This window comes from Pseudomonas putida, from assembly GCF_030159595.1.
Lineage (GTDB): Bacteria > Pseudomonadota > Gammaproteobacteria > Pseudomonadales > Pseudomonadaceae > Aquipseudomonas > Aquipseudomonas putida_AC.
On record NZ_BSKJ01000009.1, the window covers coordinates 280,149 to 288,357 of the forward strand.

Consider the following 8,209-nt stretch of genomic DNA (forward strand, 5'->3'; position numbering starts at 1 on the left):
GGCCCCGGCAATCTCAGAGTTCAGCCGCCAACCTTGACCCTTGGCTGATGGCCCGCTTGGCATCCAATTCAGCCGCTACATCCGCACCACCAATCAGGTGCACCGACTGCCCTGCCGCCACCAACCCGTCCTGCAGCTCGCGCAGCGGATCCTGCCCGGCGCAGATCACCACGTTGTCCACCGGCAACACCTGCGGCTCGCCGTCCGCCACGCGAATGTGCAAACCGGCATCATCGATACCCAAGTACTCGACACTGTTCAGCATCTGCACCCGCTTGTTCTTCAATCCGGTGCGGTGAATCCAGCCAGTGGTCTTGCCCAGGCCATCACCCACCTTGGACTGCTTGCGCTGCAACAGGTACACCTGCCGCGCCGGGGCATGCGGCTCCGCCTTGACCCCGGCCACGCCACCGCGTGCTTCCAGGTGGGTATCGATGCCCCACTCCTTCCAGAACGCCTCACGGTCCTGGCTGGTGGCGACGCCCTGATGCACCAGGTACTCGGACACATCGAAGCCGATACCACCTGCGCCAATCACCGCGACAGCCTTGCCCACCGGCTTGCGCTCAAGCAGCACATCCAGGTAGCTGAGCACCTTGGCATGCTCTACCCCAGGAATGGCCGGCGTGCGTGGGGCGATGCCGGTGGCCAGGATAATGTCGTCGTAGCCGCCACTCACCAGCGCCTGTACATCGACACGGGTATTCAGGCGCAGGTCCACGCCCGTGCTTTTCACCTTGTTACGGAAGTAGCGCAAGGTTTCATAGAACTCTTCCTTGCCTGGCACCCGCTTGGCGACGTTGAACTGCCCGCCAATTTCGCTGGCAGCATCGAACAGGGTTACCGCGTGGCCACGCTCGGCTGCCACCGTGGCCGCCGCCAGGCCAGCCGGACCTGCCCCCACCACCGCAATGCGCTTCACGAGCCGCACGGGCAGGTAGTTGAGTTCGGTTTCGTGACAAGCACGGGGGTTGACCAGGCAGCTGGTCAGCTTGCCACCAAAGGTGTGGTCCAGGCAGGCCTGGTTGCAACCGATGCAGGTGTTGATTTCGTCGGCGCGGCCGGCGGCCGCCTTGTTGACGAAGTCGGGGTCGGCCAGGAACGGCCGGGCCATCGAGACCATGTCGGCATCGCCTTCGGCCAATACGGCCTCGGCCACTTCCGGGGTGTTGATGCGGTTGGTGGTGATCAGCGGAATGTTCACCACGCCGCGCAGTTTGGCGGTGACCTTGCTGAACGCCGCACGCGGCACTTTGGTGGCAATGGTCGGAATACGCGCTTCGTGCCAGCCGATGCCAGTATTGATCAAGGTTGCGCCAGCCTGCTCGATGGCCTTGGCCAGCAGCTCGATCTCGTCCCAGGTGCTGCCACCCTCGACCAGGTCAAGCATCGACAGGCGGAAGATGATGATGAAATTCGGCCCTACCGCACCGCGTACCCGGCTGACGATGTCCACCGCCAGGCGCATACGGTTTTCATAACTACCGCCCCAGCGGTCGGTACGGTGGTTGGTATGGGCAGCCAGGAACTGGTTGATGAAGTAGCCTTCCGAACCCATGATCTCGACGCCGTCGTAACCGGCACGCTGGGCCAGCACCGCGCAGTTGACGAAGTCGGCGATCTGCTTCTCGATGCCCGCCTCATCCAGCTCTTTGGGCTTGAACGGGTTGATCGGCGCCTGGATCGCACTGGGTGCCACTTGCCGTGGGCTGTAGGCATAGCGCCCGGCATGCAGGATCTGCAGGCAGATCTTGCCGCCGGCGGCATGCACCGCTTCGGTGACAATGCGGTGCTTGTCGGCCTCTTCCTCGGTGCTGAGCTTGGCCGCACCGGAATACACCCCGCCTTCATCATTGGGTGCAATGCCCCCCGTCACCATCAGGCCAACGCCGCCATGTGCGCGCTCGGCAAAGTAGGCGGCCATGCGTTCGAAACCGCCGGGGCGCTCTTCGAGGCCGGTGTGCATCGAGCCCATCAGGGTGCGGTTGCGCAAGGTGGTGAAGCCCAGGTCCAGCGGAGCGAGCAGGTGCGGGTAGCGGTCGGCGGCCATGGATAGGTCCCCTGGTGGCGTGATCACGGGATGCGGGCACCTCACTGGTCGGCGGGGCCCGTCGTTTATCTGTCAACGACATTAAACAACCGTTTGAACTGGCTCAATGATTCAAACTGACAAGTTCATGATCAGAACCAACAAGAAAACCTCACGCCACGTCATGAATTGTAAAAATATTTTCACGAGCGTATTGAAAACGTAAATCAATTGTAAATAATTCGCATCCGATAATAACTACCAATTGGATGTTGCCTTCATGGTCAAAACCCGCCTCACCCGGCTGTCTCCCCTGTCACTGCACCTGTGCCTCGGCGTCGCCGCAGCACTGCCAACCGGCGTACTGCGCGCCGAAACACTGGCCCTGACGACACAGGAGGCTGCCAAGGAAGGCGGCAATCACGTCGCACCCCCATTGGAGCTGTCCGCCACCAACGTCGAAAGCCAGTGGCTGGGCGCCAGCACGGAAAACACCGGCAGCTATGCACCGGGCACCACCACCATGGGCGGCAAGGGGCCGCAGAAACTGCGCGAAATCCCGCAATCGGTAACCGTCATCACCGATCAGCGCCTGCAGGACCAGCAATTGCGCAACATGGACCAGGTGATGAACCAGATGACGGGTGTTACCCGCAAGGAGGCGTGGGCCAAGAACACCTATGTGTCACGAGGCTTCGAAATCAATGATGTGCGCTACGAGGGCGGTGCCACTTCGAGCATGCTCGACAGCAGCCGCTACGAAGACCTTGCCCAGTTCGACAGCGTCGGCCTGTTGCGCGGTGCCGACGGCTTGTACGGCGCAGGCGAACCGGGCGGCGTGATCAACTTCAGCTACAAGCGCCCGCTGGCGGTGCCACAGGTCAAGACACTCACCTCGGCCGGCAGCTGGGACAACTACCGCGGCGAGTTCGACGTAACCGGCCCCCTGGCAATGGACGGTCGCCTGCGCGGGCGCTATGTAGGCGTACTGGAAGACAAACACAACTTCGTCGACTACGACCACAAGAAACGCAACCTCAATTATGTGTCGTTCGAGTTCGATGCCAGCGACGATACCCTGCTGTTCTTCGGTGCCAGCCACCAGCGCGACGACCTCAAGGGCGTGCGCAACACACTGGGACGCTTCTCCGACGGCAGCGACCTGGGCTTGTCACGCAGCACCAACCTGACCACGCCCTGGAGCTGGAACGATATCGAGAACACCACGGTGTTCGCCCGCCTCGACCAGCAACTGAGCGACAACTGGAAAGCCGTGGCCAATGTGCGCCACAACATCAACCGCAACGCGCAGAACGTGGTGGAGTTGGAAAACCCCATCGACCCGGTTACCGGTACCGGTGGTTCGTGGTGGAACAACCAGCATGATTTCAAAACCACCAACACCACCCTGGACCTGAACCTGCAAGGCTCGTTCGACGCGTTCGGCCACATGCACGACCTGACCGTGGGGGTGGACGGCAGCAAGCTGAAAAGCCGTGGCGGCAGCTACTGGAACTTCCTTTACGACGACCTGATCTTCTCGCCAACCCTGCCGGACCGCTTCCCCACGGCGGAGAACTTCCCGGACACCAGCACCGATGTGCGCAAGGCAGGGGCTTATACCTCGCTGCGCATCCGCCCGGTGGACGACCTGTCGCTGATCATCGGTGGCCGCTATACGCTCATGGAAGACACCGAGTATGTCGGCGCCAACGGCCAGAAGCTCAACTCCATCGATGAGGACCGCCAGTTCGTACCGTACTACGGCATCGTCTACGACCTCAGCGAAACCACCAGCCTGTATGCCAGCCACGCCGAAATCTACAAGTCGCAGGCCACCAAGCTGCAAGGCCCGCCGCCAGGCAGCAAGGCCCTGGAGCCGTTGACCGGCACCAACTACGAGGTCGGCATCAAGCAGGAACTGGCTGACGGCAAGCTGCTGGCCAGCTTTGCCTTGTACCGTATCGAGAAGAAGGGCGAAGGCCAGATCGATCCCGACTACCCACGTCAGTGGGGGTCTGTCACCTCATGCTGCTATGTCGGCAATGGCTACCAGCTGAGTCAGGGCTTCGAACTGGAACTGAACGGCGAAGTGCTGCCTGGGCTGCAAGTGGCGTTGGGCTATACCTACAACGCCAACGAGAACAAGCGTGAAGGCGATGCCCGCTTCAGCACCCATACCCCGCGCCACCTGTTCAAGCTGTGGACCGACTACCGCTTCCAGCGCCTGCCGGCACTGAGCCTTGGCGCTGGGGTGATCGCCCAGAGCGAGCACAGCGAATCGGGCACCGTGGTGCCTTTGGGCGGCAGCGAATCGCTGGACTACTCCTTCGTGGAAAGCGGCTATGCCATCTACTCGGCGCGTGCCGCGTTCGATCTGGACGAGCACTGGACGCTGGCCCTGAACGCCAACAACCTGTTCGACAAAACCTACTACAGCACCGTGTCTTCGACCGGCTATGGCAACCTGTACGGCGAACCACGCAGCTTCCTGGTCAGCCTGAGCGGCAAGTTCTGATGCCGCCGCCGGGGCCGGTTGCGGCCCCGGTACAACCAAATCGCACAATTGACCTTCCGCTGGGCGCCGGTTTGCTCGTACCCTTGTCACAGTTCCAACTGAATAGACACGGCCAATGCGAAAACTGCTTACTGGCGCTTTGGCGCTGGTCTTCCTCGCCGCCCTCTGCGGCTACGGCTTCTGGACCCAACAGCGCCCGGAAGGCCATTACCTTTCCGACCTGCGTATAGAACTGGCGCTGAACCATGGCGTACCGGGCGAGCACGGCAACCTGCTGGGCGTCGAGCCGTTGCTGTACCCGGGCGATTACCAGAACCTGCAACGTTTGCACCGCAAGCTCGCTGCGTACCTGGAGCAGGCCCGCACCCAAGGGTTGGTGGGGCCGCGCACGGTGGTCGTGCTGCCGGAGCACATCGGCACCTGGCTGTGGGCGCGTGGGGAAAAGAACGAGCTGTACCAGGTCACGCAAAGCCGCGAAGCCCTGCAATGGCTGGAGCTGAGCAACCCGCTGCGCTACGGCCTGGCGATGCTGGGCGCCGACGGCGACGACTGGCGCGCCGACGCGCACCTGCGCATGAAGGCCGAACAAATGGCCGCAGACTACCAGCAACTGTTCGGCGGCCTGGCCAAGGAATTCGGCGTTACCCTGGTGGCCGGTTCCATCGTGCTGCCTGCACCCTATGTGAAACAAGGCGTACTGCACGCTGGTAGCGGCCCGCTGTTCAACAGCAGCATGGTGTTTGCCGGTGACGGCTCGCTACTGGGCCAGCCACAGCACCAGCAGTTCCCCGACAGCGAAATGCGCCGCTATGTCCATGATGGCCGCCAGCAACCGCTGCAGGTCGTGCAAACCCCCGCCGGGCGCTTGGGCGTGCTGGTGGGCAGTGACAGCTGGTACCCGCAAAACCACCAGCAGCTGGCTAAGCAAGCCGTACAACTGGTCGCCAACCCGGTGTTTCTAAGCGGTAAGGGCAGCTGGCTAGCGCCATGGCGCGGCAACCGTCACCAGGATGCAAGCGCCGGGCTGCCGCTGCAGCGTGGCGAAGTCAGCGAACAGACGGCCTGGCAACGCCTGACCGAGGCAGCTGGGGGTAGCGTCAGCAGCATGAGCGTGTTCATGCGCGGGCAATTCTGGGAACAGGGCAGCGATGGCCAAGGTTTCGCCTACCAGGCAGGTGAATTGCTGGTGGGCAACCCCAGCCCAGGTGCCCGCTTGTTGAACCTGTGGCTGTAACCCCATGACCCGTCCCCGCGTGCGCCTGGGCGACCTGTCGGTTGGCTTTGTCCAGCCGCTGAGCGAAGCCCTGCGCGAGCTTGGCCACGCCCCCGAACCGCTGCTGCTGCGCTATGGCCTGGATGGGCCGCGCCTGGCCGAAGCCGGCGCACGCTTGTCGATCCCACGCTACATGCACCTTGGCCATGCCGCCATCGAACTGTGCGGCGAGCCCGCGCTGGGCCTGCACATGGGGCGCCTGAGCCGCCTGGCGCATGCCGGCCTGGCCGGGGTCACCGCCGCCCAGGCCCCTACTATTGGCGAAGCAGCGCGCACCCTGTTGCGCTTTGAGCCGTTGTACGCAGCCAACTACCGTGGCCACTCCAGCTTTCATGAAGACGCCCAGGGCGCCTGGCTGCACTTCTACTCCATCAGCCCCTACAACGCCTACAACCGCTTTGTGGTCGACTCGCTGCTCGCGGGCTGGCTGGCCCAGCTAGCCGACCTGGCAGGCACCCCGGTGCAGGCCGAACGCCTGGACATCGAGTTTGCCGCCCCCGCCTATGCCGCGCGCTACCAACCGCTCTGCAGCACGCCCGTGCAGTTCGCCGCCGACGGCAACCGGCTGCGCCTGAGCCGCGCCACGCTGCAGCTGGCCAACCCCATGCATTGCCCGAGCACCTGGCAGCACCTGCTGCAGCTGTGTGATGCTGAAATGCTGCAGCGCACACGGGTGCGCAGTCTGGGCGAGCGCATCACCCACCTGCTGGGCCCGCTGCTCAATGGCGGCCGTGAACCTGACCTGGAAGAAGTGGCGCTGCACCTGCAGCTGCCGACCTGGACACTGCGGCGCAAGCTGGCCGAGGAAGGCACGCGCTTTCGCGACTTGCTCAATGAAACACGGCGCGACCTGGCCGAGACGTACATCCGTGATACAGCGCTGGCCTTTGGTGAGATTGCCTACCTGTTGGGGTTTGCATCGGCCGAGGCCTTCCAGCGCGCGTTCAAGCGCTGGACGGGCCTTACACCTGGGGAGTTCCGCCGCAGCCAGCGGCGGGTGGGCTAAAGCTCGGTAGCGTCGTCAGCCGGTTCCGGGGTGTCCAGTTCGTAAGCCTGGGTTTCGAGTAGTTCTTCCTGGTATTCATCCATAGCCCTGCGTCCTCTTTACTCATTTTGTCTTCGTAGGTGTCGCCTTCAACCTAAGCAGGTGAGGTGAAAAAATGATGACAAGCTTACGAGTTGTAAACGTAGCAGGTGTTCGGGAAGTTATCGCGGAGCGTCTGTAACAGGGGATGTACGCTGCCTGTACCCGCGAAAGGGCCAGTGCAGACGACCCATCATAGGGAGGGTGCCGCTACCTCGGCAGGCTGTGCATCCTGCTGCACCTGAATCGGAGCAGCCTCCGTAGGTGGTGCCACCGGCTGCGACCCCTGGCTGTCATTCACCGCCGGTGCCGCTACCGCTTCACTGGCCGGGGCAACGGCCGCAGCCGCTGGTGCTGGTGCAACTTCAGCCACAGGCGCAGTGGCCGGGGCCGGGGCCGGGGCCGGGGCAACAGGGCTAGCCGCAGCCTGCTCCGGAAGCCCAAGATCAAGCGCCGGTTTCTCGACCTTGGGCGCCTCGGCCTTGGCCTTGGCAACCTTTTTCGGCTTGGGCAGGTAACTCTCAACCAGGGCGAAATAGCGGTCATAGAACTGCGCTGCCGTCACCGTCTCGCTGGCCACCTTGACCATCGAATCATCGCTGGAGCCGATCGGCATCGACACCGAACCCAGCACGCCCACCCCCAGGCTGGCAGAGGTGTTGGACTTTTTCAGCGCATAACGGTCCTGCAGGGCGTTGGCGAACATGGTCGAGCGCTGCTCGTCGCTCACATCCGGCGCACAGGTCACGTTGAAGCTGATTTGCAGGTGGTTCTCGCTGTTCTGCTGGAAGCTCTTGTTGCCTACCACCTGGTTGGCGCCGCTGCTGGTGATGATGTAGCCCTGGCTGAGCAAGGCGCGCCGAGCGGCCTCGCAAGAGCCGGCATCGCTCACCGGGAAGCTGCGCGAGAAGGTGCCCGAGTCATCGAAGTTCTCGTGCTCGTACACGGCCGTTTTTTTCGAGGAACAACCGGTCACGCCCGCCAGCACCAGGGCCAGCCCGAGCGCACCAAAGACGGAAGATCTGGTCATTGCGAATTCCGGGTATGTCGAGAAGGTGCCTATTGTGCAACACAGCAGGCAGACACAGGAACCACTGGTCGGTGAAGAACCTGTCAGGTTGGTGTAAATCTGGGTAAAGGCCGGGAATTCTCAGCCGCAGAAACGAAAAAAGCGACCTTAAGGTCGCTTTCTCGTGCTTCAAGGCGTTCATGGGGCCTTGAGGCGAAGATGGCGCAGCGGACGGGACTCGAACCCGCGACCCCCGGCGTGACAGGCCGGTATTCTAACCGACTGAACTACCGCTG

At 62.8% G+C, this 8,209-nt stretch carries 5 protein-coding genes; 3 read left to right on the forward strand and 2 right to left on the reverse strand.

Annotated elements, in window-relative coordinates:
• Positions 1–13 precede the first annotated feature (13 nt).
• Positions 14–2,050, reverse strand: a complete 2,037-nt coding sequence (locus QQL85_RS20715; protein ID WP_284357220.1) for an NADPH-dependent 2,4-dienoyl-CoA reductase — start codon at positions 2,048–2,050, stop codon at positions 14–16.
• A 259-nt stretch (positions 2,051–2,309) separates the two neighbouring features.
• On the opposite strand from QQL85_RS20715, the gene QQL85_RS20720 reads away from it, so the two are divergent.
• The 3 genes from QQL85_RS20720 (at position 2,310) to QQL85_RS20730 (ending at position 6,826) form a co-directional block, all read left to right on the forward strand.
• Positions 2,310–4,547 carry a TonB-dependent siderophore receptor gene (locus QQL85_RS20720; RefSeq protein ID WP_284357221.1) on the forward strand — a complete coding sequence of 746 codons (2,238 nt, stop codon included), beginning with the start codon at positions 2,310–2,312 and terminating at the stop codon, positions 4,545–4,547.
• A 115-nt stretch (positions 4,548–4,662) separates the two neighbouring features.
• Positions 4,663–5,781, forward strand: a complete 1,119-nt coding sequence (locus tag QQL85_RS20725; RefSeq protein ID WP_284357222.1) for a nitrilase-related carbon-nitrogen hydrolase — start codon at positions 4,663–4,665, stop codon at positions 5,779–5,781.
• Between the two features lie 4 nt (positions 5,782–5,785).
• The gene (locus QQL85_RS20730) at positions 5,786–6,826 is read left to right on the forward strand and encodes an AraC family transcriptional regulator (protein WP_284357223.1); all 1,041 of its coding nucleotides are present in this window, start codon (positions 5,786–5,788) and stop codon (positions 6,824–6,826) included.
• A gap of 271 nt (positions 6,827–7,097) precedes the next feature.
• On the opposite strand, the gene QQL85_RS20735 is transcribed toward QQL85_RS20730, so the two are convergent.
• Positions 7,098–7,934, reverse strand: coding sequence for a DUF2242 domain-containing protein (locus tag QQL85_RS20735; protein WP_284357224.1), 837 nt, complete (start codon positions 7,932–7,934; stop codon positions 7,098–7,100).
• Between the last annotated feature and the right edge of the window lie 275 nt (positions 7,935–8,209).

What these genes read in the sequence shown, in the direction of transcription:
- QQL85_RS20715 (WP_284357220.1), bottom strand. Translation starts at nt 2,050, where the DNA reads ATGGCCGCCGACCGCTACCCGCACCTGCTCGCTCCGCTGGACCTGGGC.
- QQL85_RS20720 (WP_284357221.1), top strand. Translation starts at nt 2,310, where the DNA reads ATGGTCAAAACCCGCCTCACCCGGCTGTCTCCCCTGTCACTGCACCTG.
- QQL85_RS20725 (WP_284357222.1), top strand. Translation starts at nt 4,663, where the DNA reads ATGCGAAAACTGCTTACTGGCGCTTTGGCGCTGGTCTTCCTCGCCGCC.
- QQL85_RS20730 (WP_284357223.1), top strand. Translation starts at nt 5,786, where the DNA reads ATGACCCGTCCCCGCGTGCGCCTGGGCGACCTGTCGGTTGGCTTTGTC.
- QQL85_RS20735 (WP_284357224.1), bottom strand. Translation starts at nt 7,934, where the DNA reads ATGACCAGATCTTCCGTCTTTGGTGCGCTCGGGCTGGCCCTGGTGCTG.